The organism is Sphingopyxis sp. L1A2A (assembly GCF_005502465.1).
In the GTDB taxonomy this organism is placed as follows: Bacteria; Pseudomonadota; Alphaproteobacteria; order Sphingomonadales; family Sphingomonadaceae; genus Sphingopyxis.
Genome location: NZ_SCOT01000015.1, coordinates 1 through 25,938 on the forward strand (window position 1 = coordinate 1; position 25,938 = coordinate 25,938).

Genomic DNA, 25,938 nt, shown 5'->3' on the forward strand with positions numbered 1-25,938 from the left:
TTTTTTTAGTGGTACGTCGCCCGCCCACATCAACACGTAAGGAGTCGTCGGCAGAGTCAGATGGTTATAAGAGACAGCACCAGCCCCGCCCCCGCCATCCAGACCAGCGCGGGCCACCAGAAGGCGGGGGTCAGCGGGCGTAACAGCGCGGTGCGCTGCGACACCAGCCAGCCGATCATCGGCACCATCAACAGGCAGTGCGTAAAGGTCGAGCTATGCCACCAGATGCCCGCCATATCGGCAGCATCGCGCCAGAAGATCGTCACGATCGCCGCTGACAGCAGCGCGAGCCCCCCCAGATGGCGTTGCCATAACGTCACGTGGACAACCCCAGCAGCTCGCCAAGCGGCGCCAGCCGGGCGTCCCAGCCATAGCGCGCGATCATCTGCGCGCGCGCCGCCTGCCCCATCGCCGCGGCGGCGGTGGGGTCGTCGAACAGCGCACCGACCGCATCGGCCATCGCCGCGGTGCCGTCGGCGACCAGCAGATGCTCGCCGGGGGTCGCATCAATGCCGGTAGCCGCGGCGGCACTCGCCACCACCGGTCGCGCCATCGCCATCGCCTCGAGCAATTTATTCTGCACTCCGCGCGCCAGCAGCAGCGGCGCAACCACAGCATCGGCGGCGGCAAGCCACGGCCGCACATCGGGAACCTCGCCGGTCACGATCACGCCCGGCAGCTTCGCGAGCGCGCGTACCTCATCGCTCGGCGCCCGCCCGACGATCGCGAAACGCGCCGCCGGGTGCTGCTGACGGATCAGCGGCAGGATGTCGGCAGCGAACCAGCGCACCGCGTCGATGTTGGGCCGATAGTCCATCTGCCCGGTGAATACCGCCAGCGGCCCCGCGCCCGCATCGACCGGGTCGAAGATCAGCGACGGATCGAACCGGTCGGTGTCGATGCCATTTTCGACCGCGCGCGCCTTGTCGGCGCCCAGCCCGCTGCGACCGCGGAACAGCGTCGCCTCGGCCTCACTGACGAACAGGCTGGCGTCGACGCGCGCCGCCACCGCGGCCTCATAGGCGCCAAGCACCCGCGCCTCGCGCTGATGCACCCAATGCAGCGGCTGGCGCTGGTCCTGCTCGGCATAGGTCGCAAATTTGGCCGAATCGACATCGACAAAATCCATCAGCACCAGCCCGGAAAAATGGCTGCGCAGCGGCAGATATTGCGCCATCTGCCCCGAAAAAGCGACGATATGGCTGACATGGCCGTGGCGGATCAGGCCGCCGACATGGCGCGCCAGCGCGGCGCTCCTGAACAGCCGGTTCGATACCGGGTCGCCGGTCAGCACCGCCTGCGCCAACGCCTGCGGCCGCGACGCCTTGCGCACTTCGATCACCAGGCTCTTGCAAAGCGGCGCCATTTTCGCGCGCGCCGCGGCGGCATCGTCCGCATTGTCAGCGAGCGCTGCAACATGTACCGGCGCCAGCTTCGCCAGCGCCTCGAACATATGCCAGCTGCGAATCCGGTCGCCGCGGTCGGGCGGCCAAGGTGCGCGGTGAACGAGGAACAGGATTTCGGGCATCACCGCTCTCCGTCATTGCGAGCGAAGCGAAGCAATCCAGAGCGACGCCACTCTGGATTGCTTCGCTTCGCTCGCAATGACGATGGGACTGGTAACAACCGCCTCTACCCCAATCCGCGCGCGATCAGCGGCCCGATCCGGTTCGCCGCCCACAGCGGCAGCTTTTTCCACAGATCGACCTGCAGCCGATATTTGGCGCTGTTCGGATTGGTATCGCGCGGCGCCTCGCCCGGCGCCAGCCAGCGCGCATAGACGAGCGGCTGCGGCTCGAAGCCCCAATTCTTCTTATAGGAGAACGGTCCCGTACCGACCTTCGACCGGCCGAAATCGAACCGCGTGCAACCCTTCGCCCGCGCATGGCGCATCAGCGCAAAGTACATCAGCTCGTTGGCGCGCAGCCGCCGCGCGTCGGCGATCCCGCCGCCCCAATAGGGCATCACGGTGCCGCGCCAAGTGAGGCTGAGTACGCTCGCGACCGCGCGTCCGTCCTGCCGCACGGTCAATATGTCGGCATCGTCGCCGAACGCATCGAGCGCCGCATCGAACAGCGCCTTGGGGAAAACCGGCGTCCCGAGATTGCGGACGCTGGTCGCATAGACATGATAATGATCGCGCCGCTCGCCCGCATCACGCCCGGTGGTCACGGTCAATCCGCTTTCCAGCACCTTGCGAACTTCGGCGCGCTGCTTGCGCGGGATCGCGAGCAGTTCGGCGTCGTCGTCGCTGGCAAGGTCGCGCACAAAACCGGCGTAAACCCCCTCCTCGCCGCGCCAGCCATCGCCTTCGGGCTGCGGACCGCCGCGCAGTTCGACCGACGCGACGCCGAGCGATTTCGCCATGGCGGCGGCGCCTTCAGCGAGCATGGCCGCGACCGCCGGATCATCCGCCAGGATGCCGCCATCGACGGCAAAACCGCTGCCGACCAGCGCCTGCCCGAACAACGGTGAGCGGACATGGTGGAGCGGCAGCAGCCCGGTCAGCGCCCCGTCCGCATCGCGCGCGGTGACCAGATGGCAAAGATGCCCGGTCGCTTGGGTGATCGCCTCGCACCAGGCGCGGCTATGGAATGGCGTCGCGTGCGGGTGCGCCGCGACATAGGCGTCCCATGCCGCCGCGTCGGACAGCGGCGCGCCGGAAAAGCTATCCCTCATCGGACGCGTCGGCGCATTCACGCCGCGGTGCGCCACGGCTGCGCGCGCTGCTGCTGCGCCGGCAGCAAGGCGTCGGCGCGGGTCCATTCAAAATCGGCGAGCAGCTTCTTCAGCTTGCCCGCCATGGCCGCCAGGCCGCTGTAATGGCGTATTTTCGATTTGATCGGCGCTTCGGCAACACGCGGCTGGCCGGGGTCGATCTCCCACGGGTGGAAATACAGGATCGCCGGATGCCCTTCTTCGTTCATCCGCGCGATCGCCCAGCGCGTAAAGCCATAGGGCAGCATCCGCATAAAGCCGCCGCCGCCCGCCGCCAGCGTCCGTCCGGCAAAGCGGGCCGTCGTCACCGGCCATTCGACCAATTCGCTGTCGGGCAACGGCCGCCAGGCATGGCGCGGGCTTTGCGGCCAGCCATAATGGTCGTGGACCACCGGCGCGACGCTCGACGAATAGGCATAGCCCTGTTCGGCGAGCACCACATGCGCCCATGGCGTGCGCGTATCGACCGAAAAGCTGGGCGCGCGATAGCCGCGCACCGCGACCCCGCCCAGATCCTGCAGGATCGCCTGCGTCTTTTTGAGGTCCGCGGCGAATTCATCGGCGGTCAGGTTGAACACGCGCTGATGGTCATAGCCGTGGCTGGCCAGTTCGTGCCCCGCCGCGACGATGCGCTTGATCAATGCCGGATAGCGTTCGGCAACCCAGCCGAGGGTGAAGAAGGTGCCGGTCGCGCCCGCATCGGCAAAAATCTGCAGCACCGCGTCACAATTTGCCTCGACCCGGCATTCGAGGTTCGGCCAGTCGGCGCGGTCGATCGTGCGCTCAAAGGCGCCGACCTGGAACCAGTCCTCGACATCGACCGACAGGCCGTTCTGCATCTTTTCTCACCTTCATCGACCGGATAGCCGATTTCGCGTCCGCTGTCAGGCTGCCCAGGTCCGCGACGTGGCCGGGTTCGGCGCATTCGCGGGATCGCGCTCGACCCATTCGATCAGCAGGTCGAGCACGCGGCGCAGCGCGGCGTCCTGTTCGACCAGCCGCGTTTCGAGCGAGGCGATCTGCGCTTCGAGCGCGGCGAGATGTTCGGGATCGATCGCAGGTGCTGCCGGGGTGTCCACCACCGCGGCGGGCATCAGTTCCAACAGCTCGTCGGCGGTCGGATCGGGCGGGGTCAGCGTCACGACCGGCGCCGGTTCGTCGGGGACGGCAAACGGGCCGCGGCCATCGGCGACCGGCGCGGCGGCGCGCTGCGGCCATTCGAGCGCGGTTTCGTTGGCGGGGGTCGGCGCGGCGAAGGGTGCCGGCGTCGGCGCAACCGCGGCGGCGGCGGCGGCAACCACCTCCTCGACCGGCAGCGGCGCCAGCGTCGACGCATCGATGCCGCGATCGGCCTCGATCTCGGCGACCACCGAGCGGACATTCTGCGCCGTGATCCGGTGCATCTGTTCGACCGCGCCATAGAGCAACAGGCGGCTGACCAGCACGTTCAGCTTGCGTGGCACGCCCTCGCTATAATCAAAGATTTCCTCGAACGCGTCGGGGCTGAAGCTGGGGTTGCCCGTCCAGCCGACCTTGCCAAGGCGGTGAAGAATATAAGGCTCGACCTCCTCGGGCTCCATCGGGTCCAGGTGATGCGTCGCAATTACCCGCTGGCGCAATTGCTCCAGCGTCGGCGAATGGAACAGGGTCTGGCGAAATTCGGGCTGGCCGAGCAGGAAAATCTGCAGCAGCGAATGGCCGCCAAGCTGGAAGTTCGACAGCATCCGCAGCTCTTCGAGCGCCGAGATCGCCAGATTCTGCCCTTCGTCGACGATCAGCAGCGTCCGTTTTCCGGCGCGCGCCTGTTCGCGCAGATACTGCTCCATCGACCGCAGCAGTTCGGCCTTGCTTTGCTCTTCCCACTCGATGCCGAACTGTTCGGCGACCAGGCGCAGCAGATCGTCGCCCTCGACCTGCGTCGACACCAGCTTGACCGCGGTCAGGCGGTTGGGGTCGATGGTGTTCATCAGATGGCCGACCAGCGTCGTCTTGCCCGCGCCGACGTCGCCGGTGATGACGATAAAGCCCTCGCCCTGCGCCAGGCCATAGCCCAGATAGGACATCGCCTTGCGGTGGGTGCCGCTTTCAAAATAGAAATGCGGGTCTGGCGTCAGCTGAAACGGACGCCCGGTGAAACCATAGAACTGATCGTACATCGCTGTTATTCCCGTTGCTTGGTCAGAAGTTGTAACGCAGTCCCACCAAAGCTGAACCAATAAGCTGGCTGTTGAAGCCGTCCTGATCAAAGGCGTTGAGGCTGGCCGCCGCGGTGCCGGTCAGCCCGCGCCAGAAGCGCCGCGCATAGGCCGCCGACAGCCCCGCCGACTGGACATCCCCCGCCCCCGGTGCCCCATTGTCGAAATAATTGACATACCCCGAAAGGCTGAGGTCCGAATCGACGTCGAGCTGGCGCCCCGCCGACAGGAACAGATAATAGCTTTCGTCCTTGATCCCGTTCAGGCTGGCGATCGGCGACAGCAGCGGCGCCAGCAGCTTGCGCTGGTCATAACCGATCCCGACGCCATAGCTCCAGCCCGCAAAGCGCGAGGCGATCGTCGCTTGGACCCCGCGGCTGCGATATTGCGCCGAGGTCGCGTTGCCGAGTTGGTTGCTCAGGCACCCGCCGCCCTCCTGCCCGAACACGCACGGGTTGATATTGCCGCCAATCGGGTTGCGCGTCGGGTCGAACTGCGTCGGCAGCGCCGCCAGCCCGCCCGACAGCCCGCGGCCCAGGCTCGACAGCCCGTCATAAACGCCGACCTGGATCGTCGTCGCATGGTCGGCGCGATAGGCAAAGCTGCCGGTATAGATGGTGTCGCCATAACGGCGGCCGACGCGCGCCGTCGCCGAAGTACGGCGGCTCGGCTGCCACATCACCCCGGCGTCCCAGATCAGCCCGTCGGTGTCGAACGACAGCTGGCGCGGGGTCGATTTATCAGTGATGAAGCGACCGTTCGCGTCGCGGACGGGTACGCCGTTCGCATCAACCACCGGATCGCGCTGGCCGATTTCGATATCCTCATAGCCAACGCCGCCCAGCAGCGCGACAGTCGGCCCGATCGGCATCGTCACGTCGGCGCGGGCATATTTGCCCTCGAACCTTTGGTCGAGCTGGCTCGCATCCTCGCGCTCATAACCGCCCGACAGCTGCCAACCGAACGGCAGGTCGCCCGGCCGCGCCCCGACGCTGGCCCATGCGACATGGTTGGTCGAGCTGTCGAAAATATCCTGCGGCTGGCTGCCGGGCGCCAGGATCGCCGGCTCGTCGACATCGACCTTGGTATAGCCAAAGCGATAGCCGGCGCCGACATCAAGCCCGCCGATGCGGCGCGCAAAAGTCGGCCCGGCGTAAACCGAGTAGAGGTTCGCGACATTGCTGGCGTCGCCAATGAACAGGCCGCTATCGGCACCCTGGCCGTCGGCGCGGGTGCGGGTGGCGAGCGCGCCGCCCTCCAGATTAAGCCCGCGCGCCACCTCGATCCGGCCGCGCGCCAGCCCGCTGATCGTGTCCGAATCGCCGCTGTCGCCGCCCCAGCCGAAACGATGTTCATAACGCAGCGTCGCCGCCAGTTCGGCGCGGTTGGTGACGATCGCGGCATCGATGCCGACCGCGACATTGGTATAGGTCAGGACGTCGCCGCCGTTCTTCAGATCGGCGGTGAGCACCTGGCCGACCTCCAGATAGGGGCTGACATCGACCTGGCGCTGGCTGCGGCGCGCTTCGGCGCGCTTTGCCGAACGGCCCGGTTCGGATGCCGGGGCACTGGTTGACGGCGCATCGCCGCCGCTCGATCCCGGATCGCCCGAAAATTGGGCCTGCGCGCCCGTCGCGGTTCCGGCGAGCAGCAACGCGGCGAGCGCGCTCGCCGGTCGCAAGATTGTGGTGGTGCGCATCACGCGCCTCCCTGTCCGTAATAGGTGCCGAAGCGGCGGCCGCCCGGCGAATATTTCACCCCGTTGAGGAGCAGCTGGATATGCGGACACGCGCCCATCAGGCCGATCGCGTCGCGCAGCGCAGATTCCAGTGTTTCGTCGGCGCGCACGACCATGATCGTCTGCCCGACATGCCCGGCCAAAACGGCAGCAGGCGACGCCGCCAGCACCGGCGGCGAATCGATGATCAGGATGCGGCCCGGCACGCCCTGCTCAAGCTGCGCGAGCAGCGTCTCGGTCCGCGCCGAAGCGAGGAGTTCGGTGTCGTGCATATGGCCGGTGCCCGCGGGCATGACCTTCAGCCCCGGAATATCGGTCTGGATCAGGCAATCGCCAAGCGGCAGGTGCGGATCGGCAAGCGCGTCCATCAGGCCGGGCCCGTCGTCCAGCCCCAGCGTTTCGAGCACGCTCGGCTTGGCGATATCGGCGTCGATCAGCAGCACGTCATGATCGGCCTCGACCGCCAGGCTGAGCGCCAGGTTGACGGCAGAGAAGGTCTTGCCTTCGCCCGGATTGGCCGATGCGATCAGCACGCGGTGCCCGCGCGGCAGGATCGGACGATTGCCGACGCCGCCGAAATTGCGGATCAGTTCGCGCTTCACAATCCGATATTCTTCGGAAATGCCGGTGACCGGGGTGCCGGGCACGATCATCCCGCGCGCTGCGAGCCGCGCCCGCTCGATGGTGCCCTGACGCGCCGGGACGACCGCAGGCGCCGCCTTGGCAACGTCCTTGCGCGGCGAAGGCTTTGGCGTCGGCGCGGTTTCGACAACCGGTGCGGCCTCCACGACCGGATCCAGGATTTCGGCGTGCGGCGCTTCGATTATCGGTTCAGCCTTGGCCCGCCGCGCCTTTTTGGGCGGTTCGGGGGGCAGGTTCGATACGTCGATCGTCGGCGCATTGGCGGCGGGATCGAGGCCGAACATATCGGCCGCGCGTTCGAGGAGCGAGGGCGGGCGCTTGACTTTGCGTTGGTCGTTCATGTCATCGTCCCCCGTCACGCAACCATGCCGCGCTGGATGAATTCGGCGACCAGCAACAGGGCGTAGAGGCCAACCAGCGCGCCACCGCCGCTCGCCAGCCAGACGAGCCGCTTGCGCCGTTCGACATGGCGTTCGGGGGTCACCACTTCAGTGATCGATCCGATCACCGGCAAGCCGCTGGCGCGCTCCAGCTTGCCCGCGGTCGCATAGCTGGTGCGAACCTGGCCAAGGCCAAAGGCGACACCGACGCCGCCGCCGATCCCGGCGAGCAGGACCAGGGTCAGGAACAGCGGCCGGTTGGGTGCCGCAGGGCTGGTCGGCTTCGATGGCGGATCGAGCAGCTCGATCTTGATCGCGTCGGTTTCGGTCTGCACGTCGCCGCGCATCCGCACCTGTTCCCGCTGGCCGAGCAGCTTGTCATATTGCGCCTTGAACGCGGTATATTCGCCGTTGATCCGGTCATATTCGGCGGCGATGCCGGGGTTCTGAATCTGTTGGCTGGTGATCCGCGCGATGTCGCCGCTAAGCTGCGCCTTGCGCGCATTCAGCGCACTGACCGTCGCCTGCCGTTCGGCGCGCATCCCGGCGAGCGAGGCATAGGCCGGGTTCTGCGAATTGCCGGCGCCACCGCCGCCCGTGCCTTCGCGGTCGGCCATGGCCTTCAGCGATGCAATCTGGCTTTTCAGCGCCATGACGTCAGGGTGCGCGTCGGTCAGCCCGCGGGCGCGCATCGACGACAATTCATTCTGCGCCCCGGCCAGCTGCTGCCGCGCGACGCCGCCGCCGACGCTGCCCATGCCGGGGACATTGATCGTCGCGGGGGTCGAGGCAAGCTGGCCGTTGGCGGCCGCCAGTTGGGCCTGCGCCGCCACCAGCTGCGAATCGATCTGGCCGAGTTCGGCGCGCGCCGCCTCGACCCGCTGCGCCGGCGATCCGGCGCCGCCGGGGATCAGGCCGATATTCTGCGCCTCGAACGTCGCGCGGCGGGCTTCGACTTCGCGCAGCGCCTTTTCGCGGTCGGCGATCTGCGAATCGAGGAATTTCAATCCCTCGCGGGCGTTCATCCGGCCACCACGCAGTTGATCGTCGCGGAACACGGTGATCAGGCTGTCGAGCACCCCGGACGCCAGCTTGGCATTGTCGGCGTCCGACAGGCTGCCGACCCCGACCGCCGAGGTGATTTCAAAAATATTGTCCTGCTGCGGGATGACCTTGATGCTCTTTTGCAGCATCGCGACCGCGCCGGCCTTTTCGCGCTCGCCCGCCCCGGCGGGCAGCAGGCCGGTGGTCGCCGCAACCTTTTCCAGATTGCGCGCGCTGGTCAGCGTTTCGCGGATCTGGTCGATCTGCTGGCGCCCGCCATAGGAACCGCCCTGGGCGTCGTCGGGCAGGATTTCGTTGACGTCGACCAGCAATCGGGCGCGCGAGTCATAGCGGTTGGGGATCGACGCAATCGCCAGCCAGCCGAGGATGCAGATTCCCCACGCCACCGCCAGCACGAGCCACCGGCGCGTCCAGACGCTGTGCAGCGCCACCCGGAATTCGTCGTAAAGGCTGTTCATCGGTTGCGATCAATCCTTGGGAGATGGGTTTAACGGGCGGTCGGTCTGGGTCAGAACATGCTTTCGGGGATGATGATGACATCGCCGGGCTGCAACCGCACATTGGCCTTGATATCGCCGCGCTTGATCAGGTCGTTCAGCCGCAGGCCAAATTCCTGCTGCTTGCCACTGCCTTTGTCGAAACGGACGAGTCGTGCCTTGTTTCCAGCGGCATATTCGCCCAGCCCGCCGACTGCAATCATTGCGTCGAGCACGGTCATGTTGGCGCGGAACGGAATCGAGGCGGGTTTTTCGGTCGCGCCGACGACGCGCACCTGCTGCGAAAAGGTGCTGTTGAACGTCGTCACGATCACGCTGACAATCGGATCGGTGATATATTGGCTCAGCTGGAGCTTGATGTCCTGCTGCAACATCGTCGGGGTTTTGCCGACCGCGGGCATGTCGGTGATCAGCGGGGTGGTGATCCGGCCATCGGGCCGCACCTGCACCTTGCCGCCGAGTTCGGGGTTGCGCCACACAAAGATCTGCAGCTCGTCGAGCGGGCCGATGATATATTCCTCGCCCGGTCCCTCCTGATTTTGCACGAAATTCGCGCTGGGCAGCTGCGGCGCGCTGCTGCCGGCGCCGACGCAGCCTGCCAGCGCGGTCGCCGCGATACCGGAAACGAGCGCGGCGCGGGCGACGCGAAGCGAGGAGAACGAAGCCATAATCAATCAACCTTTCGAGCCGCCGCCGATCGCCGCAGGCCCATTCGCCGCGACGACAGACTTTGCGTCAGCTTCGTCCTTGCGCGAAAAGGGTGAACATAGGGTTAGTCTTGCGGTAAGTTTGCCCCGCACCCGGGCAAAGCTGTCCCGATAAGGAACAGCTTTTGCGCGATCAGACGAGCATTTCGCCTGCTGGCCCCTGCCCCAGAAACGCTGCGGGGCTCGCGCTCGCCCCATAGGCCCCCGCCTGAAAGATCGCGATCAGATCGCCGACATCGGCGCGCGGCAGCGCGACCTGATCGCCCAGCCGGTCAAGCGGGGTGCAGAGGCAGCCGACCACCGAGACGGTCTCGGCGGCCGCGTCGCCGAACCGTCCGGCGACCGCGATCGGATAGTTGCGGCGGATCACCGTCCCGAAATTGCCGCTCGCCGCCAGCTGGTGGTGCAGCCCGCCGTCGGTGACCAGAAACGTCTCGCCGTGGCTGGTCTTGCGGTCGACGACGCGGGTCAGATAGACCCCGGCCTCGGCAACCAGCCAGCGCCCCAGCTCCATCGCAAAGCGGCTGCCCGCCAGCGCCGCGGCCCGCCCGGCAAGCGTCTCGCCCAGCGCCGCCCCGACCGCCGCGGCATCGACCGCGGTATCACCGGGGAAATAGGGAACCCCCATCCCGCCGCCCAGATTGACCAGCGGCGGCGCCTGACCAATGGCCTCCGCCAGCCTTGCCGCGAGCGCGACCGTCTGCGCCTGCGTATCGGCGATCGCCGCGGCATCAAGCGCCTGCGATCCCGCGAAAATATGGAAACCCTGCCAGTCGGCGCCCGCCGCGATCAGGCGCCGGACCAGCGCCGGAACCTCGGCAGCATCGACCCCGAACGGCTTGGCACCGCCGCCCATCTTCATCCCCGATCCTTTGAGGTCGAAGTCAGGATTGACCCGCACCGCAAGGCTCGGCGTCAGGCCAAGGCGGCTGGCAATCGACAGCGCGCGGTCCGCCTCGCCCGCCGATTCCAGATTGAGCGTCGCGCCCGCGCTGATCGTCGCTTCGAGTTCACGGTCGCGCTTGCCGGGGCCGGCAAAGCTGATGTCGCCCGCCGGCATCCCGCTCGCGAGTGCGGCCTTAAGCTCGCCGCCCGATGCGACGTCGAACCCGTCGACCAGCCGCGCCATATACGCCAGCAACGGCGCATAGGGGTTCGCCTTCATCGCATAATGAAGCTGCACCGCGGCGGGCATCGCGGCACGCCACTGGGCTACCCGCGCGGTCAGCAGCGCGCTGTCATAAACGAACAGCGGCGTATCGCCCGCCATGTCGGCCAGCGTATCGGCGCGATCGCCGCCGATCAACAACATGCCATCCTCGTCGGCGGCATAGCCGGGCGGGATCGGACCATGCGGCTTCATGCCGCCACCGCCCGCGCCCAATCGGCGGCGATCGCCACCCGATCGAGCTTGCCATTGGGATTGCGCGGCAGCGCATCGCGCCATTCGATCGCCTGCGGCTGCATGAAATTGGGCAGGTTCTGGCGCAGCCAGGCGCTCAGCCCCGCTTCGTCGGCGACCCCGCCCTTGCCGCGCACGATCAATATGATCGCCGCGCCCAATCGCGCATCGGGGACCCCGAACGCGACGGCTTCAAAAATGAGCCCCGACGCGACCGCGACATCTTCGACCTCGGTCGGGCTAACGCGGTTGCCCGCGGTCTTGATCATCGCATCGTCGCGCCCGACGAAATAGAGCAGGCCATTGGCGTCACGGCGCACCGTATCGCCCGACCACACCGCCATCCCGCCATATTCCGACGCGCGCGGCGCCGGTCGGAACCGCTCCGCCGTCCGCTCCGCATCTTGCCAGTAGCCCTGCGCCACCAGCGGCCCGCAATGCACCAGCTCGCCCGGCTCCTCGTCGGCGGTGATCGTCCCGTCGCGGCGGCACACCAAAATTTCGGCATGCGGGATCGCGCGGCCCATCGAGGTCGGATGGTCGGCGACATATTTTGGCTCAAGATAGGTCGAGCGAAACGCCTCGGTCAGCCCGTACATCGGATAGATGTCGGCGTTCGGAAAGGTCGCAGCCATCGCGTCGATCAGCGACGGCGTCAGCGCCCCGCCGCTGTTGGTCAGCCGCCGCAAATGCGCCGCCGCCTCTGCGGGCCAGTCGCTTTCGACCAGTTGCACCCAGAGCGGCGGCACCCCGGCGAGCGTCGTCGCCTGGTGCCGCGCCACCGCCTTCACGACGTCGCGCGGGGTCAGATAATCGAGCGGCGCGACCGCGGCGCCCGCAAACCAGCTCGAAAACAGCTGGTTCTGCCCATAGTCGAAACTCAGCGGCAGCACCGCCAGCACCCGGTCATCGGGCGTAATCTTCAGATAGGAAGCGACGCTCTCGGCCCCCAGCCACAGATTGGCGTGGCTCAGCATCACCCCCTTCGGCCGCCCGGTCGATCCGCTAGTGTAGAGGATCGCCGCCAGATCGTCGGGGTCAGCCGATGACGGCGGCAGTTCCCGCCCGCCCGAATCGATCGCTACCTCGGCCACCGTCAGATCCTGCACCGCGCAATCCTGGGGCCGCCCCTCGCCCAGCATATCCGCCCGCGCGCTATTGGTGATCAGCAATTTCGCGCCGCTATCGGCCAGGATATGCGCGACCTGTGGCCCTTTCAGCAACGGATTGACCGGCACATGGACCAGCCCCGCGCGCGCCGCCGCCAGTGGCATCAGGCACGCCAGCCGCGTCTTCGCGCTCCAGTTCGCCACCCGCTCGCCCGGCGCGCCCGCCTGCGCCAGCAGCCACGCCGCCAGCCGCCCGACCCCCGCGTCAAGTTCAGCAAAAGTCAGCCCTGCCTCACCGATCAGCAAGGCAGCCGCCTCCGGCGCGCCAGAGCGGGCGAGATGATCGATCGGTCGCGAAGATGGCTTTTCGGGCGTGGTCATCGGCTGTTAGGAGTGCAGTGATAGAGGGCGGCATCATGCAAGGGAACGGTGAACATCACGCTAATGATGAGCGGTTACCCGCCGCAGCGCGCGCGGCGGGCTTTGCCTCGCCCTTCGACCGCGCGGCGTGGTTCGACCTGCTCGAGGCGCATGGCTTTGCTCGGCAAGGCCGCATCGACGCGCGTGGCCGTGCAGGCGGCGTCACCGCGTGGCTGCCGCTGCGCACCGAAAAGCCGGGCGAGGTCGCAGGCCTCACCAACTGGTACAGCTTTGCAATCCGTCCGCTCTACGCCGGTGACGGCGACCGCGGCGCCGCCTTACAAGCGCTGTTCCGGGGTCTCCGCCGCTCCGCCGCGCGGCTAACGCTCTGCCCCGTCAGCGACCCCAACGACCTCACCGCGGCGCTCCGCGCCGCAGGCTGGTGGGTCAAAGCCACCCCCGCTGGCGACCGCCACTGGCTCGACCTCGGCGACATGGATCATGACGCCTGGTGGGCCAGCCGCCCCGGCGCGCTGCGCAATACGGTCCAGCGCAAAGCCAAAAAGGGCATCGTCGACATCCAGTTGCTCACCGAATTCGACCCTGGCAGCTGGGCCGCGTACGAACGCATCTACGCCGCGAGCTGGAAGCCCGAGGAAGGCCATCCCGCTTTGCTCCGCGCCTTTGCCGAGGCCGAAGCGGCGGGCGGCCGCCTGCGGATGGGCATCGCGCGTATCGACGGCATCCCTGTCGCCGCGCAATATTGGACCGTCGAGGACGGCACCGCCTTCATACACAAGCTCGCGCATGTCGAGGACAGCCTAAAAGCCTCGCCCGGCACACTGTTGTCGGCAGCTTTGTTCCGCCATGTCATCGAAGTAGACGGGGTCAAGCGCGCCGATTTCGGCACCGGCAACGACGGTTACAAACGCGACTGGATGAACCGCCACGACCCGCTGTGGCGGATCGAGGCTTTCAATCCGTCGCGCCCCGCGGCATGGGGACCGGCACTAAAGGCCTTTGCCCGCGCCCTGCTGAGGAAAGAATCGTGACCGAACCCGATACCGTCGACGCCACCCTCCGCGCCCTGCTCGCCGACGTCCTCGGCCTCGGTGAAGACCGCGCCGCCGCGCTGACCGACAACAGCGGCCTGTTCGGCGCGCTGCCCGAATTTGACTCGATGGCGGTCGCGACGGTGCTGACCGAAATGGAGGATCGCCTCGGCATCCTCATCGACGATGACGAGATCGATGGTGAAATCTTTGAAACCTACGGCAATTTGCTCGCCTTCTCGCTGCGCAAGGTGACCGATTGAAGGCCGCACCTTCCTCTCTATATCGTCATCCCGGCGAAGGCCGGGGTCTCGCCGTCGCGAATTACGCCACGATGGGATCCCGGCCTTCGCCGGGATGACGACAGAGGGCAGGTGCATGGCAATGCCCACCCCTGAACATATCCTCCGCATCACCCCCACGCGCACCCCGCGCGCCACGATCCTGTTCGTCCCGCCGCTGTTCGAGGAAGCGAATCGCAGCCGCCGCACGCTTGTCCTCGCGATGCGCGCGCTCGCCGCCGATGGTTTCGCGGCGCAGCTCCCCGACCTCCCGGGCCAGAACGAAAGCCTCGTGCCGCTCGCCGAGGTCGATCTTGCCCGCTGGCAAGATGCGCTCACCAAGACTGCCGCAGCCATCGACGGCCCGCTGATCGTCGCCTCGCTGCGTGGCGGCACGCTGATCGACCATAGCGCGAACGCCGCGGCACGGTGGCGCCTCGCTCCCGTCAGCGGCGCCTCGCTGCTCCGCACCCTGATGCGCGCGCGGGTCGCCGCCGATCGCGAAGCCCGGCTGACCTCGTCGCTCGACAGCCTGCAAGCCAACGCCGTTACCGCGCCACTGCTCATCGCGGGCAATCTACTCTCGCCCGCGATGATGGCGCAGCTCGGCAGCGCCGAGGCCCGACCCGTCGCCCCGCTCCGCACCGTCACCCTTGGCAGCGGCGCCGAGGCCATCGCCGGCACGCCGCTATGGCTGCGCGCCGAACCCGGCGAGGACGCCGCAATGGCCGCAGCGATCGCCGCCGACATCGCCGCCTGGAGCCAGACATGCGGCATCAGCTGAGCTTTCCCTGCGAAGGCGCCGCGCTTGCCGCAACCCTCGACGAAGCGCCCGGCACCACCGGCCTGCTGATCGTCTCGGGCGGCAATGAGATCCGCAGCGGCGCGCATCGCGGCATGGCGATGCTGGCCGCGCGCATTGCCGCAGGCGGTCACCCCGTGTTCCGCTTCGACCGCCGCGGCATCGGCGACAGCGAGGGCGACAACGGCGGTTACGAAAGCAGCGCCCCCGACATCGCCGCCGCGATCGCTGCCTTCCGCAGCACCGCGCCGCAGCTTACCCGCATCATCGCCTTCGGCAATTGCGACGCCGCCAGCGCGCTGCTGCTCCACCAGCCGCGGGCGCTGGACGCGCTGATCCTCGCCAATCCGTGGACTTACGAAAGCGACGACAGCGACGAAACCGACGAACCCGCGCTGCCCCCCGCCGCCGCCATCCGCGCACGCTATCTGTCGCGGCTGACCGATCCCAAAAGCCTGCTCCGGCTGCTCAAGGGCGAGATCGACGTCCGGAAGCTGGTCCGCGGCCTATCGGCGCTCGGGCGCAAACCCCCCGCCACGGCCCCCGGCAGCCTACCCTGTCCGGCAACGATCCTGCTCGCCACCGGCGACCGGACGGCGCAGGCATTTATCGAGAATTGCGATCCGGGCGCGGTGCCAGTCGAACGCCTCGCCAGCGCGTCGCACAGCTTCGCGGGCGACGATGCCGAGTGGCTCGCCCGGACGATCCTGAAAGCGTTGGGTCGGGGAAGCACAGCCTAGTTTGCATCATCCCGATGCGCCAGGAAGGTCGCGGGATCGAGATCGATCCGGGTGATCTGCCGGTCCTGAACCCCAAAGCCGATCCGCGCGACCGGCTCTTCGGTTTCGCCGTCGCGGCAGACGAAGCTGCCGACGACGTAATAGAGATCGCCCATGCTTGCAATTTCGCGAACCCCGTCGACCAGCGTCGCATCGGTTATCGACACCAGCGCGCATTGGCTGAAATAGGTCACGAAATCGGCATGCTCATAGGGTGTGCCCACCCCGATTACACCCACGCTGGCATATCGGGAAACCAGGCCGCCGGCGTCCTGCCCTTGCCGCGCGCGGTCGACATAATCCCGCACGACGCGCACCGAACGGGCGGCGCTGTCCTTGGCCATCGCGACCGTCGGCGAAGCAATCAGAGCGAGGGCGCACCACATATGCGCCATTGCATATCGCACCGATCGCCCTCGTCTCATCCCAGTCGTCCCCCTACGCCTCCACCAGCGCCTTATACTCCGCCTCGGCCAGAAACCGCTCGGCATCGAGCGCCGCCATGCAGCCCATGCCCGCCGCGGTCACCGCCTGGCGATAGACCTTGTCGGTCACATCGCCCGCCGCGAACACCCCCGGGATCGACGTCAACGACGTCCCCGGCGTGACCTCCAGATACCCGTCGCTATCCAGCGGCAGCTTGCCCTTGAACAGCTCGGTCGACGGGCTGTGGCCGATCGCCACAAAGCCGCCATCGGTCGGCTCGTGGCTCGCCTCGCCGGTCACCGTATCGATCAGGTCGACCCCGACCAGCCCCGAAACGCCCTCGCCCGCGACAAACCGCTCGACCTTTTTGTTCCACAAGACCTTGATCTTGGGATTGGCATGCAGCCGGTCCTGCAAGATTTTTTCGGCGCGCAAATGGTCGCGGCGGTGAATCAGCGTCACATCGTCGCTGTGGTTGGTCAGATACAGCGCCTCCTCGACCGCGGTGTTGCCGCCGCCGATCACCACGACCTTCTTGCCGCGATAGAAGAACCCGTCGCACGTCGCGCACGCCGACACGCCCTTGCCGCCCAGCTCCTGCTCGCCCGGAACGCCCAGCCATTTCGCCTGCGCCCCGGTCGCGATCACCAGCGTGTCGGCCATATAAACGTCGCCGCCATCACCGGTGATCTTGAACGGGCGCTGCGACAAATCGACGTCGACGATCGTGTCCCAGATCATCGACGTGCCGACATGCGTCGCCTGCGCGGTCATCTGCTCCATCAGCCACGGCCCCTGCACCACCTCGGCAAAGCCGGGGTAGTTTTCGACATCGGTGGTAATCGTCAGCTGGCCGCCGGGTTGCAGCCCCTGCACCACGATCGGCATCATGCCGGCGCGCGCCGCATAAATGGCGGCCGACAGGCCCGCGGGGCCGGAACCGAGGATGAGCATCTTGGTGTGGTGAACGCTGGGCATGATGGTCTTTCAAAGGCTGTGCGGACACGCACAGATGGGTGTTGCCAACCGCGCTAGCAAGGGTCACCTTCCGCGCCAAGGGGAGTTCAGACAAATGGCAAGCTGGTGGGAACGTCATGGGGTGCCGCGGCTGATCAAATGCGCCTGTTCGCAGGGGCAGATCATGAAGGTGCGCAGCCAGGTCGTCCCCAACGCAAGCGGCGACGTACTCGAGCTCGGCTGCGGCGGCGGCATCAACATGGAATTCTATAATCCGGCACGGGTCACCAGCTTCACCGGCCTCGATCCCTCGCCCGAACTGCTGGCGATGAGCCGCGCCGCGGCGCTGGCGCGCGGCATGGCGGCCGATATTCAGGGCGGCGTGGGCGAAGCGATGCCGTTCGACGATGCGCGGTTCGACACCGTGGTCACCACCTTCACCCTCTGCTCGGTCGCCGATCAGGCGGCGGTGCTCGCCGAAATCCGCCGCGTGCTGAAACCCGGCGGGACCGCGCTGTTCCTCGAACATGGCGCCGCCCCCGATGCCGGGGTCGCGAAATGGCAGCGGCGGATCGAGCCGCTGTGGAAACGCATCGGCGGCAATTGCCACCTGACCCGCCCGATTTCGGCCGCTTATGAGCAGGCGGGCTTTGCCGTCGACCGGCAGGCCGCCGCCTATATGCCCAAAACCCCGCGCCCGTTCGGCTGGGTCGAATATGGCGCGGCGCGTGCCGTCTGACACAGAGAGGTTTGCGAGATGATGCGATTCTGGCTGATCACCCTCACCGTGCTGATCCTGTTCGCGCCGACCGCGGCCGAAGCGCGCAAGGTCGCGCTGGTCATCGGCAACAGCGATTATGCCAACACCAGCCGCCTCGCCAATCCGGTCAACGACATCAGGATCATCGCAGCCTCGGCGCGGCAAGCCGGGTTTGACGATGTCACCATCGCCGCCGACCTGTCGGTCAACGACTTCCAGAAAGCGATGCGCGATTTTCGCGCCAAGGCCGACGGCGCCGATGTCGCGATGGTCTATTTCGCCGGGCACGGGATCGAGGCGCAGGGCAAGAACTGGCTCATCCCCACCGACGCGCAGCTGAAATCGGACCTCGACCTCCCTTATGAGGCGATCAACCTCGACCGGCTGATGGAATCGGTGTCGGGGGCGCAGATCCGCATGGTCGTGCTCGATTCGTGCCGCAACAATCCGTTCGGCCGCTCGTGGCGATCGGGGACGCGCGCGGTGGTCAACGGGCTGGCGGCGGTCGAGGCCGACGATGTCCTCGTCATCTTCGCCGCAGCACCAGGCCAGACCGCCGCCGACGGCACGACGGGCAATTCGCCCTTCGCAACCTCGCTCGCCAAGCGCCTGCCGCAGCCCGACGTCCCGGTGCAGCTGCTCGGCGGGCTGATCCGCGACGATGTCCTCGCGGCGACGGGCGGCAGCCAGCGGCCGTTTGTCAGCGCCAGCATCACCGGCACCCCGGTCTATCTCGTCCCGCGCGCTGTGCCGACCGCGCCCAAGCCATCGGGCGACCGCAGCGGGCTCGAGGAGCTGCTGTGGAAGGGCGCGCTCGCCGAAAACAACGTCCGCGGCTTCAGCGCCTATCTCGCCGAATTTCCGGCGGGCAAATATGCCGGGCAGGCGGGCGACAATATCAGCCGGCTACAAAAAACGCCCGGTGCCGTGACCGCACCCGTCACGATGACCGCGATGACCGAACCGGCCGCCGCCGCCCGCCCCGCGGCGCGCAAGTTCATCCTGACCAACGTCCGCGTCGACTGCGTCAAACTGACCGGCCGCCTCGGCCTCGGCCTGCCCGACCAGCTGTTCCTGCGCTTCAACACCGGCCAGCGCTTTCCCGAGGGCAAGAGCGACATTTATTCGATCAAGAAGGGCGAAAGCTGGGCGGTGAACCAGAGCTTCGCGTTCGATCAGCCGGTCAGCCTGCAACTGCGCGAATTCGACGACATCGGCGGCAGCGACAATATCGGAACGATCGACCTGGGCGAAACGCCGGGGACGTTCACCCGCACGCTCGACGGCGATGCGAGCGATTATCGGGTGACCTATACGCTGACGGTGGGGTGACGACTAAAAAGCCGTCGCCCCCGCGCAGGCGGGGGGCCGCTGTTGGCCTTTTTCCTGCTTTGCTGCGTAAACCGATTGCGGCCCCCGCCTTCGCGGGGGCGACGGTTAGATTATTCCTTCTCCCCCACCTCGACCAGCCCATGTCCCACACTCACCCGCTCGTCGAAAACGAAACAGCTCCCGTGCCAGCGGCTCTCGGCCGCCGGAACCTGCTCCAGATACGCCAATATGCCGCCCTTCAGATGCACGACATCCTCGAAGCCTTCGTGGCGCAGGAATGCGGTCGATTTTTCGCAGCGGATGCCGCCGGTACAGAACATCGCGACGCGCTTGCCCGCAAACCGCCCGGCATTGGCGCGCCACCAGTCGGGGAACTCGCCAAAGCTCCTGGTCGCAGGATCGACCGCGCCGTCGAAACTCCCATAACCGACCTCGAACCCGTTGCGCGTGTCGATCAGCACCGTATCGGGATCGTCGACCAGCGCGTTCCAGTCGGCAGGATCGACATAAGGCGCGGCGTCGCGCGCGGGGTCGAGCCCCGCGACCTTCAGCGTCACGATTTCCTTCTTCAAGCGTATCTTCAGCCGCTGGAACGGCATTCCAGCGGCTGTCGAATATTTGACATCGAGCTCGGTGCAACCGGGTAGCGCGCGGATATGCGCGATCACCGCGGCAACGCTCTCGGCGCGGCCCGCGATCGTCCCGTTGACCCCCTCGCGCGCCAGGAGCAACGTCCCCTTCACCCCCTGCGCGGCGCACAGGTCGATCAGCGGCTGGCGCAGCGCGGCGGGATCGCCGAACGGCGCGAAACGGTAGAGGGCAGCAACGGTGAAGGTCATAGCGCCGCCGCCTTAGACAAAAGCAGCCGTCATTGCGAGGAGCCGAAGGCGACGCGGCAATCTCCAGCTATCGGCCTTGGGCAAGGCCGATAGCTGGAGATTGCTTCGCTCCGCTCGCAACGACGAACCGCCTATCGGAAAGGATCTCCCCGCCCCGTCGCATAATGCGCCATCGCCATCGTCGTCCATTGCGCGTTGACGCGGATGCAGCTGGGGAAAACGCTGGCGTCGGTGACCAGCACATTGGTCGTCCCATGCACCCTGCAATCGAGGTCGACGATGCCGTGCGCCGGGTCTTCGTTGATCGCATTGCCGCCATGCGGGTGGCTGCTCGACAGCGTGACATCATCCTGTTCGCGGATCGCGCCCGCGAAAAACGCATCGACGTCCATGTCGGGGGTCACCACCTGCCCCTGCGCCAGCGCCGGATAACATTCGATCGCCCCCGCTGCGAAATGCACCTTGGTCAGCGTCGCCATCGCATCGCGCAGCACCGGCAAATCGTCGGTCGCATCGAGCTGGAACTGTAATTTGTCATCGACCACTCGCCCACGCCGGTCGGCGGGGAACAAGATGCCCGCCGAATGCACCCGCCCGAAATTCTTCATCCGGTCGGCATGGTCAGCGAACCAGCCGGGCATCAGCGACGCCATCGACATCGGCGGCTGGAAATGGCTTTCGAGCAGATAATCGCCGACATCGACATAGCTCGACATCTGGTCCTCGTCCCACGCATCGCCGCCGACCCCATCGGGCATCAGCGCCACCACCGGCGAAGCGACGTTGAGCGACACCTGATAGCCGGTGCCGTCGATGTCGCTGCGGTCGAGCAGTTTCGACGACGCGATCGTGCCCCCCGCGACGACCACGCCGACCCGCGCGCGCACCATCACGCGCACGTCGCCGGGCAACACCAGCACCACCGCCTCGGCCTCGCGCCGCCCGTCATAGGCGGTTTGCCAGACGATCTGTTCGGCCTTGGTCCCCGGCAGGATGCGCGCGCCATGGTCGCGGCACGCTGCGGGCAGATAGGTCTGCGCCACCCCCAAGCGGCGGCCATAGGGACAACCCGAATTGCAGTAACCGCAATAGGCACAGGCATTGGGGGTGTTCGGCGGCCCGAAATTCTTGGCGAACCAGTCGGTGACCGCGCGCGCATCGCGCGGGTTACCCGACGCCGCGGCAAAGCTGCGCCACCCCTCGATCAAATGCGGCCCGTTGTGCCGCCCGCTGCGCGGCTCGATCCGCGCGATGCCCAGCTTGGCCTGGACCGCGTCATAGCTCGCGTGGAACGCCGCGGCGTCGATCGGCGCGCCGATACTCGCCCATTTCGCCAGCACATCCCGCGCGTCGGGGTGCGTGCGCCCCGCCTCGTTGACGCGCAAACAGATGCCGTTGTTGATCGTCGACGATCCGCCGACACAGCGCCCTTGGAACACCACAAAATCGCGGTTGGTCGATGTCTGCAGCGCGCCATGTTTGTACAGCTGCGCGATCATCTCCAGCTCGTGGTGGTGGATCTTGTGCGACGGGAAAAACGGCCCCGCCTCGACGATCAGCACCTTATACCCCTGCGCCGCGATGTTATGCGCCGCGACCGCTCCGCCCGCGCCCGACCCGATCACCACGACGTCATATTCGTCGCCCAGCGTGGTGGCATCAAGGATATGTGCGGGATCGATCTCGCGGCCGACGACGGGCTTGATCTCCACCTCGTCGTCGCCGCGCACGCGGTGCTTGGGCAGCTTGAACCCGATCTGGCGGTGCACCGGATTGGCGGCGTTGGCGTCCTGATCGCCCGGTTCCAATCCCGGCTGCCAATGCCCGTAATAGCAGGCGTAAACGATGCCGCGCAGCCGCGCCATGTCCTGAAACAGGTCGATCTGGCTGTCCTGGAGCCGGTCCTTCAGCTTTTCGGCGCGCCCGGCGACGTCATCCTCGGTAAAAAACGGCCCGCCCAGCACCAGTTCGGTCGCGGTCAGCGACAGCCGGATCTCGTCGAGCTTGGTCCCGCCGACCTTCGCGAACAGCTCGCTGATATTGTCGACGACCTGATCGGCGGTGATCGCCATGTCGGCCCCGAAAAACAGCGCCTCGGTCAGCGCCTTCAGAAATTTGCGTTGCCCCGATCCAAATGGTGCCGTCATCGCCCTGCCCCCTGCTTGCCCCGCTTGGCAATTTGCCGGGTTATAGAGGGTGATGGCAAGGCGTATTGTATCGAAGCGGCGGCAATGGGGGAGCGAGCCGACATTGCCGTGTTTGCTTATCCCGGGCAGGGGCTGCGATCCGGTCGGCGCGTGCACCGGGCCATCATGCCAAAGTTCAGGAAAGTTCAGCCTCGTGCAGCGCCCGATTTGTCGTGTTCGGTGGACAGAGGGCGGCCGGATCCTGGCCGCATCCGGAATCCGGACGGCGACCGCTTTTGCCGACAAATTGAAAGAGCTGCGATGAAGGCTGGCACAGCGGAATAATGTAGGACAGCGTTTTTTTTGAGCGGCGGATGTCCGCTTTGGGGTGGAGAGCGGACATCACCCACCTTCGTCATTCCCGCGAAAGCGGGAACCGGCAGCAACGTCGGACTGGGTTCCCGCTTTCGCGGGAATGACGAAGTGATGGGGAATCCAATGTCGTCTGCCGATCGCCAGCCGTCATTCGCGATCGTCGGCGAAGGCCAGTGGACAGCACGCAATCGCGCTGGACCTATTCGATCGACCCCCGATGCGGCGTATCAATTGGATCGAAATCATTTCGCGATACCAGCGGCCAATGGCGGTGCATCGACTATCGGGGCTGGATATGTTGCGTGGCATCGCCGCGATCGTCGTGGCGTTCAACCACGCCGCCGATCTGGCAGGCCTGCCCAGTTTTGTCAGTCGCAGCTATCTTGCCGTCGACTTCTTTTTCCTGCTCTCCGGATTTGTGATCGCGGCGACCTTTGAAACCAGAATGTCCGCAATGGGGGTCGTGCGGTTTCTGCACGCGCGCTGGTTCCGGCTCTTGCCCATGATAGCGATGGGTGTGGCAATTTCGGCCGCCATCTATTTGGGCTCGGGCGCCAACCCCTATCTGACGGCCGCATGCGCGGCACTGGCTTTGGCATTTCTTCCGATGTCGAACGGCATATTCTATATGAACAACCCGATGTGGTCGGTCCATTTTGAACTGGTTGCCAACGCCGCGCACACCATTTTCCTGCGCCGGATATCATCGGCAGGACTGGCCCTGGTTGCGATCGGCTGTTTGACCACCATTGTCTTTGCACATGGCTGGCGAGATATGGATGTCGGCCAGGGCGATCGCTATCTCTTGGGGATCCCGCGCGTCCTGATGTCCTATTCGCTGGGGATCCTGCTGTGGCGGGTCAATGCCGCCACAGCGCGCGGCCCGGCTTGGCTGGCCTTCATTCTGTTGCCGCTGGCCATTTTGATCGCTTCGCAGCTGGGTTGGGCGGACTATATTGTCGTCTTGCTGCTCAACCCGATCATCCTGCTGTGCGGGTTGGGGTTCGACGAAGACAGCAGCTATCGGCCGATTGCGAGTTTTATCGGGGCGTGGTCCTTCCCGTTATATGCTCTCCATTGGCCGGTTCAGGACATCGCGCTGGGGAGCGGCCAAAGCTGGCTTGCCGCTTTTGCATGGTCGATTGGCGTCTCCCTTGCCGTCGGGCTCCTGCTCGATCGCCGGGTCCGCGCTGCATCGCTGGCGTCGTCCGGATTGAAATTGGCTTTCCTCCGGCGGCGATCCTGAGGTCAGGATCCGCACGGACCCGGCCGTGCGGCGCTGCCCCTATCCCGCCGCCTTTTTCGCCTGCCGGAACTTGTGGAGCAGCGGTTCGGTATAACCCGACGGCTGCGTCACCCCGTCAAAGATCAGCGCGCGCGCGGCCCGGTAGGCGATGCCGTCGGGGGTCAGCTTCTCGTACAGCGGGTCGCCCGCATTCTGCCCATCGACCTTCGCCGCCATCCGCACCAGCGCCGCGTCGACTTGGGTCTCCGAGCACACGCCATGCAACAACCAGTTCGCCAGCGCCTGTGACGCAATCCGCAGCGTCGCGCGGTCCTCCATCAGGCCGACGTCGTCGATGTCGGGCACCTTCGAGCAACCGACGCCCTGATCGATCCAGCGCACGACATAGCCCAAAATGCCCTGGCAATTATTATCGAGCTCGCGCGCAATTTCGGCCTCGCTCCAGTTGCGACCCGCGGCGACCGGGATATTCAGCAACCGGTCGAGCGACGGCACCGCCTCGCCCGCGATCTCCTGCTGCCGCGCGAACACATCGACCGCATGATAATGCAGCGCATGCAGCGTCGCCGCGGTCGGCGACGGCACCCAGGCGGTGTTTGCACCCGATTTGGGATGGCCGATCTTGGCTTCCAGCATCCCCTTCATCAGGTCGGGCATCGCCCACATGCCCTTGCCGATCTGCGCCTTGCCCGACAGCCCGCAGGCAAGGCCGATGCGGACGTTGCGATCCTCGTAGGACGCGATCCAGTCGCTCGCCTTCATCTCGCCCTTGGGGATCATCGGGCCCGCGCGCATCGAAGTGTGGATTTCGTCGCCGGTGCGGTCGAGGAAGCCGGTGTTGATGAAGACGATGCGGTCCTTCACCGCGTGGATGCACGCGGCCAGATTGGCGCTCGTCCGCCGTTCCTCGTCCATCACCCCGACCTTCATCGTATGGCGCGGCAGGCCCAGCATATCCTCGACCGCGTCGAACAATCGGTCGGTGAAGCCGCATTCCTCGGGGCCATGCTGCTTGGGCTTGACGATATAGATGCTGCCCGCGCGGCTGTTGGTGAGGGCGCCGAGACCTTTGAGGTCGTGGAGCGAGCATAGCGCGGTGATCACCGCATCGCACAGCCCCTCGGGGGCTTCGCTGCCATCGGGTAGCCGGATCATCGGCGTCGTCATCAGATGCCCGACGTTGCGCACGAACATCACGCTGCGGCCGTGGAGCACGAAGGCTTCGCCCGCCGGCGATGTCCATTCGCGGTCGGCCGCCATCGCGCGCGTCACGGTTGCCCCGCCTTTGGCGAAACTTTCGGTCAGATCGCCGCGCATCAGGCCCAGCCAGTTGCTGTAGCCGAGCACTTTGTCTTCACCGTCGACCGCCGCGACGCTGTCCTCCAGGTCGATGATCGTCGTCAGCGCCGCTTCGAGCACAACATCGGCGATGCCGGCCGGATCGGTTCTACCGATCGGATGGCCGCGATCGAAGATTACTTCAACATGCAACCCATTGTGCCGGAATAGCAGCGAGCGTTCGGTCGATCCCACGGGCTGTCCGTCTTCGCATATAAATAGCTCAACCTCAGCCCGATCTTTCACATCTTCCCATGGAATCGCCAGAGGTGCGACCTCATTCAGAAACGCCTTGGCGCGCGCGATCACCGCTGCGCCGCGTGCCGCGTCATAACCGCCCGGAATTGCGGGCGGCGCGTCGAGTGCGTCGGTGCCATAGAGCGCATCATAGAGGCTGCCCCAGCGCGCATTGGCGGCATTGAGCGCGAAGCGCGCGTTGAGCGCGGGGACGACGAGCTGCGGTCCCGCCATCGTCGCGATTTCGGGATCGACATTCTGGGTGCCAATTTTGAACGGCGCGGGTTCGGGGACAAGATAGCCGATTTTGCGCAAGAACGCCTGATAGGCGGCAGCGTCATGCGCCTGGCCCACACGCCCGTGGTGCCATGCGTCGATCTGGACCTGCAAATCCTCGCGCTTGATGAGCAAAGCGGCATTTTCAGGCGTGAATTTGCCCAACAGGCCCGCGAAATCGGCCCAGAACTTGGCTGCATCCAGCCCCGTCCCCGGCAGCGCGCGCGCCTCGATAAACTCCGCCAGTCGCGAATCGACGGACAGGCCTGCACGGTCGAGAAATTCGGTCATTTAAGCAC

General features: G+C 66.3%; 24 protein-coding genes. 7 read left to right on the forward strand and 17 right to left on the reverse strand.

Going from position 1 to position 25,938, the window contains the following annotated elements; genetic code table 11:
• Positions 1-56: 56 nt before the first annotated feature.
• The 11 genes from FFS68_RS10550 to FFS68_RS10600 all read right to left on the reverse strand — a co-directional run bounded on the left by FFS68_RS10550 (position 57) and on the right by FFS68_RS10600 (position 12,834).
• On the reverse strand, positions 57-320 hold the full coding sequence (locus FFS68_RS10550; RefSeq protein WP_212742343.1) for an archaeosortase/exosortase family protein: 264 nt from the start codon (positions 318-320) through the stop codon (positions 57-59).
• On the reverse strand, positions 317-1,528 hold the full coding sequence (locus tag FFS68_RS10555) for a TIGR03087 family PEP-CTERM/XrtA system glycosyltransferase (RefSeq protein WP_137753157.1): 1,212 nt from the start codon (positions 1,526-1,528) through the stop codon (positions 317-319). The genes FFS68_RS10550 and FFS68_RS10555 overlap by 4 nt, the downstream gene beginning before the upstream one ends.
• 104 nt (positions 1,529-1,632) lie before the next feature.
• Positions 1,633-2,679: a FemAB family XrtA/PEP-CTERM system-associated protein gene (locus tag FFS68_RS10560; RefSeq protein ID WP_137753158.1), complete on the reverse strand. Its 1,047-nt coding sequence runs from the start codon at positions 2,677-2,679 to the stop codon at positions 1,633-1,635.
• A gap of 17 nt (positions 2,680-2,696) precedes the next feature.
• A complete protein-coding gene (locus tag FFS68_RS10565) occupies positions 2,697-3,557 on the reverse strand; it encodes an XrtA system polysaccharide deacetylase (RefSeq protein ID WP_137753159.1) in 861 nt (286 codons plus the stop codon).
• 45 nt (positions 3,558-3,602) lie between these two features.
• Entirely contained in the window at positions 3,603-4,874 is a 1,272-nt protein-coding gene (locus FFS68_RS10570) for an XrtA/PEP-CTERM system-associated ATPase (RefSeq protein WP_137753160.1), read from the reverse strand.
• A 22-nt stretch (positions 4,875-4,896) separates the two neighbouring features.
• On the reverse strand, positions 4,897-6,612 hold the full coding sequence (locus tag FFS68_RS10575) for a hypothetical protein (protein ID WP_137753161.1): 1,716 nt from the start codon (positions 6,610-6,612) through the stop codon (positions 4,897-4,899).
• Positions 6,612-7,634 (reverse strand): P-loop NTPase, encoded by a 1,023-nt coding sequence (locus FFS68_RS10580; RefSeq protein ID WP_137753162.1) that lies wholly within the window; start codon positions 7,632-7,634, stop codon positions 6,612-6,614. Before FFS68_RS10580 ends, FFS68_RS10575 begins: the two co-directional genes overlap by 1 nt.
• 14 nt (positions 7,635-7,648) lie before the next feature.
• A complete protein-coding gene (locus FFS68_RS10585; protein ID WP_137753163.1) occupies positions 7,649-9,196 on the reverse strand; it encodes an XrtA system polysaccharide chain length determinant in 1,548 nt (515 codons plus the stop codon).
• A 50-nt stretch (positions 9,197-9,246) separates the two neighbouring features.
• Positions 9,247-9,903, reverse strand: a complete 657-nt coding sequence (locus FFS68_RS10590; protein WP_137753164.1) for an XrtA/PEP-CTERM system exopolysaccharide export protein — start codon at positions 9,901-9,903, stop codon at positions 9,247-9,249.
• Between the two features lie 172 nt (positions 9,904-10,075).
• Positions 10,076-11,305: a pyridoxal-dependent decarboxylase, exosortase A system-associated gene (locus FFS68_RS10595; protein WP_137753165.1), complete on the reverse strand. Its 1,230-nt coding sequence runs from the start codon at positions 11,303-11,305 to the stop codon at positions 10,076-10,078.
• Complete coding sequence (locus FFS68_RS10600) at positions 11,302-12,834, reverse strand: acyl-CoA ligase (AMP-forming), exosortase A system-associated (RefSeq protein WP_137753166.1); 1,533 nt, start codon at positions 12,832-12,834, stop codon at positions 11,302-11,304. The genes FFS68_RS10595 and FFS68_RS10600 overlap by 4 nt, the downstream gene beginning before the upstream one ends.
• A 35-nt stretch (positions 12,835-12,869) precedes the next feature.
• Here FFS68_RS10600 and FFS68_RS10605 point away from each other — a divergent pair, with 35 nt between their 5' ends.
• From FFS68_RS10605 to FFS68_RS10620, 4 genes are all read left to right on the forward strand, one after another.
• Positions 12,870-13,865 (forward strand): GNAT family N-acetyltransferase, encoded by a 996-nt coding sequence (locus FFS68_RS10605; RefSeq protein WP_137753167.1) that lies wholly within the window; start codon positions 12,870-12,872, stop codon positions 13,863-13,865.
• The gene (locus tag FFS68_RS10610; RefSeq protein WP_137753168.1) at positions 13,862-14,128 is read left to right on the forward strand and encodes a phosphopantetheine-binding protein; all 267 of its coding nucleotides are present in this window, start codon (positions 13,862-13,864) and stop codon (positions 14,126-14,128) included. Before FFS68_RS10605 ends, FFS68_RS10610 begins: the two co-directional genes overlap by 4 nt.
• Before the next feature lie 115 nt (positions 14,129-14,243).
• Complete coding sequence (locus FFS68_RS10615; RefSeq protein ID WP_137753169.1) at positions 14,244-14,930, forward strand: hypothetical protein; 687 nt, start codon at positions 14,244-14,246, stop codon at positions 14,928-14,930.
• On the forward strand, positions 14,915-15,688 hold the full coding sequence (locus FFS68_RS10620; RefSeq protein WP_137753170.1) for a hydrolase 1, exosortase A system-associated: 774 nt from the start codon (positions 14,915-14,917) through the stop codon (positions 15,686-15,688). Before FFS68_RS10615 ends, FFS68_RS10620 begins: the two co-directional genes overlap by 16 nt.
• Here FFS68_RS10620 and FFS68_RS10625 read toward each other — a convergent pair.
• Positions 15,685-16,134 (reverse strand): hypothetical protein, encoded by a 450-nt coding sequence (locus FFS68_RS10625; protein WP_137753171.1) that lies wholly within the window; start codon positions 16,132-16,134, stop codon positions 15,685-15,687. The genes FFS68_RS10620 and FFS68_RS10625 overlap by 4 nt on opposite strands.
• A gap of 31 nt (positions 16,135-16,165) precedes the next feature.
• A complete protein-coding gene (gene trxB / locus FFS68_RS10630) occupies positions 16,166-17,131 on the reverse strand; it encodes a thioredoxin-disulfide reductase (protein WP_137753172.1) in 966 nt (321 codons plus the stop codon).
• 94 nt (positions 17,132-17,225) lie between these two features.
• Here trxB and FFS68_RS10635 point away from each other — a divergent pair, with 94 nt between their 5' ends.
• Entirely contained in the window at positions 17,226-17,849 is a 624-nt protein-coding gene (locus tag FFS68_RS10635) for a class I SAM-dependent methyltransferase (protein WP_137753173.1), read from the forward strand.
• Positions 17,850-17,867: 18 nt separating this feature from the next.
• Positions 17,868-19,202 (forward strand): caspase family protein, encoded by a 1,335-nt coding sequence (locus tag FFS68_RS10640; protein WP_137753174.1) that lies wholly within the window; start codon positions 17,868-17,870, stop codon positions 19,200-19,202.
• Positions 19,203-19,312: 110 nt separating this feature from the next.
• On the opposite strand, the gene FFS68_RS10645 is transcribed toward FFS68_RS10640, so the two are convergent.
• The 3 genes from FFS68_RS10645 to FFS68_RS10655 form a co-directional block, all read right to left on the reverse strand.
• Positions 19,313-20,041, reverse strand: coding sequence for a rhodanese-related sulfurtransferase (locus FFS68_RS10645; protein ID WP_137753175.1), 729 nt, complete (start codon positions 20,039-20,041; stop codon positions 19,313-19,315).
• A gap of 131 nt (positions 20,042-20,172) precedes the next feature.
• The gene (locus tag FFS68_RS10650) at positions 20,173-22,188 is read right to left on the reverse strand and encodes a GMC family oxidoreductase N-terminal domain-containing protein (RefSeq protein WP_137753176.1); all 2,016 of its coding nucleotides are present in this window, start codon (positions 22,186-22,188) and stop codon (positions 20,173-20,175) included.
• A gap of 175 nt (positions 22,189-22,363) precedes the next feature.
• The gene (locus FFS68_RS10655; RefSeq protein ID WP_137753177.1) at positions 22,364-22,570 is read right to left on the reverse strand and encodes a hypothetical protein; all 207 of its coding nucleotides are present in this window, start codon (positions 22,568-22,570) and stop codon (positions 22,364-22,366) included.
• A gap of 267 nt (positions 22,571-22,837) precedes the next feature.
• Between FFS68_RS10655 and FFS68_RS10660 the strand changes: the two genes are divergently transcribed.
• Positions 22,838-23,788 carry an acyltransferase family protein gene (locus tag FFS68_RS10660; RefSeq protein ID WP_171003825.1) on the forward strand — a complete coding sequence of 317 codons (951 nt, stop codon included), beginning with the start codon at positions 22,838-22,840 and terminating at the stop codon, positions 23,786-23,788.
• Positions 23,789-23,827: 39 nt separating this feature from the next.
• On the opposite strand, the gene FFS68_RS10665 is transcribed toward FFS68_RS10660, so the two are convergent.
• Positions 23,828-25,930, reverse strand: a complete 2,103-nt coding sequence (locus FFS68_RS10665; protein WP_137753179.1) for a malate synthase G — start codon at positions 25,928-25,930, stop codon at positions 23,828-23,830.
• Positions 25,931-25,938 lie beyond the last annotated feature (8 nt).

Bases quoted from the DNA above. Each gene is read 5' to 3' on its own strand.
- FFS68_RS10555 (WP_137753157.1), bottom strand. From the start codon at position 1,528: ATGCCCGAAATCCTGTTCCTCGTTCACCGCGCACCTTGGCCGCCCGAC.
- FFS68_RS10560 (WP_137753158.1), bottom strand. From the start codon at position 2,679: ATGAGGGATAGCTTTTCCGGCGCGCCGCTGTCCGACGCGGCGGCATGG.
- FFS68_RS10565 (WP_137753159.1), bottom strand. From the start codon at position 3,557: ATGCAGAACGGCCTGTCGGTCGATGTCGAGGACTGGTTCCAGGTCGGC.
- FFS68_RS10570 (WP_137753160.1), bottom strand. From the start codon at position 4,874: ATGTACGATCAGTTCTATGGTTTCACCGGGCGTCCGTTTCAGCTGACG.
- FFS68_RS10575 (WP_137753161.1), bottom strand. From the start codon at position 6,612: ATGCGCACCACCACAATCTTGCGACCGGCGAGCGCGCTCGCCGCGTTG.
- FFS68_RS10580 (WP_137753162.1), bottom strand. From the start codon at position 7,634: ATGAACGACCAACGCAAAGTCAAGCGCCCGCCCTCGCTCCTCGAACGC.
- FFS68_RS10585 (WP_137753163.1), bottom strand. From the start codon at position 9,196: ATGAACAGCCTTTACGACGAATTCCGGGTGGCGCTGCACAGCGTCTGG.
- FFS68_RS10590 (WP_137753164.1), bottom strand. From the start codon at position 9,903: ATGGCTTCGTTCTCCTCGCTTCGCGTCGCCCGCGCCGCGCTCGTTTCC.
- FFS68_RS10595 (WP_137753165.1), bottom strand. From the start codon at position 11,305: ATGAAGCCGCATGGTCCGATCCCGCCCGGCTATGCCGCCGACGAGGAT.
- FFS68_RS10600 (WP_137753166.1), bottom strand. From the start codon at position 12,834: ATGACCACGCCCGAAAAGCCATCTTCGCGACCGATCGATCATCTCGCC.
- FFS68_RS10605 (WP_137753167.1), top strand. From the start codon at position 12,870: ATGCAAGGGAACGGTGAACATCACGCTAATGATGAGCGGTTACCCGCC.
- FFS68_RS10615 (WP_137753169.1), top strand. From the start codon at position 14,244: ATGGCAATGCCCACCCCTGAACATATCCTCCGCATCACCCCCACGCGC.
- FFS68_RS10620 (WP_137753170.1), top strand. From the start codon at position 14,915: ATGCGGCATCAGCTGAGCTTTCCCTGCGAAGGCGCCGCGCTTGCCGCA.
- trxB (WP_137753172.1), bottom strand. From the start codon at position 17,131: ATGCCCAGCGTTCACCACACCAAGATGCTCATCCTCGGTTCCGGCCCC.
- FFS68_RS10635 (WP_137753173.1), top strand. From the start codon at position 17,226: ATGGCAAGCTGGTGGGAACGTCATGGGGTGCCGCGGCTGATCAAATGC.
- FFS68_RS10640 (WP_137753174.1), top strand. From the start codon at position 17,868: ATGATGCGATTCTGGCTGATCACCCTCACCGTGCTGATCCTGTTCGCG.
- FFS68_RS10645 (WP_137753175.1), bottom strand. From the start codon at position 20,041: ATGACCTTCACCGTTGCTGCCCTCTACCGTTTCGCGCCGTTCGGCGAT.
- FFS68_RS10650 (WP_137753176.1), bottom strand. From the start codon at position 22,188: ATGACGGCACCATTTGGATCGGGGCAACGCAAATTTCTGAAGGCGCTG.
- FFS68_RS10655 (WP_137753177.1), bottom strand. From the start codon at position 22,570: ATGTCCGCTCTCCACCCCAAAGCGGACATCCGCCGCTCAAAAAAAACG.
- FFS68_RS10660 (WP_171003825.1), top strand. From the start codon at position 22,838: ATGTTGCGTGGCATCGCCGCGATCGTCGTGGCGTTCAACCACGCCGCC.
- FFS68_RS10665 (WP_137753179.1), bottom strand. From the start codon at position 25,930: ATGACCGAATTTCTCGACCGTGCAGGCCTGTCCGTCGATTCGCGACTG.